Genomic DNA, 484 nt, shown 5'->3' with positions numbered 1-484 from the left:
GCAAGACGCCTTTACCCTACCCTACGATTTTCTGGCAAGCCCGGAAATTGAGAATATTTTTGAGAACTCGGATTTCCTCGTCCTGCTTGCACAGGCACAGGGCGACCGGCAGATCATCGCAAAACAGCTCGGCATCAGCCCGCACCAGCTTTCCTATGTGACCCACACCAATTCCGGTGAGGGCCTTTTGTTTTTCGGGAACGTCACAATCCCCTTCGTAGACCACTTCCCGCAGAATACGGAACTTTATGCAATCATGACAACCCGCCCGGAGGATAAGAAGAATGAGCCAAAACAGGAATGACACCACTTCGGGCCAACGTGGCCCGAAGCTCACGGTACGGAAAATCCCCAAAGAGCAGGCCATCGGTTTTATCCGCCGCTACCATTATTCCAAAATCATGCCCCGGCTGAATAAGCACTATCTGGGCTTTTACACTGGAAACCGGCTTGCGGGCGTGGTGGCGCTGGGCTGGGGAACCCA

1 protein-coding gene and 1 pseudogene are annotated in these 484 nt (G+C 53.7%); both read left to right on the top strand.

Annotated features, from left to right (window positions below; translation table 11 throughout):
* A pseudogene (locus HMPREF1548_RS26665) lies at positions 1-304 on the top strand (VirB4-like conjugal transfer ATPase, CD1110 family); the annotation flags it as partial.
* Positions 285-484: Mom family adenine methylcarbamoylation protein (locus HMPREF1548_RS26660; protein WP_021639924.1), on the top strand; the 200-nt coding region annotated here is incomplete at its 3' end. The pseudogene HMPREF1548_RS26665 and the gene HMPREF1548_RS26660, both read left to right, overlap by 20 nt.

This window comes from Clostridium sp. KLE 1755 (assembly GCF_000466465.2).
GTDB lineage: Bacteria > Bacillota > Clostridia > Lachnospirales > Lachnospiraceae > Eisenbergiella > Eisenbergiella porci.
This window is presented reverse-complemented; position numbering and strand designations above follow the sequence as displayed.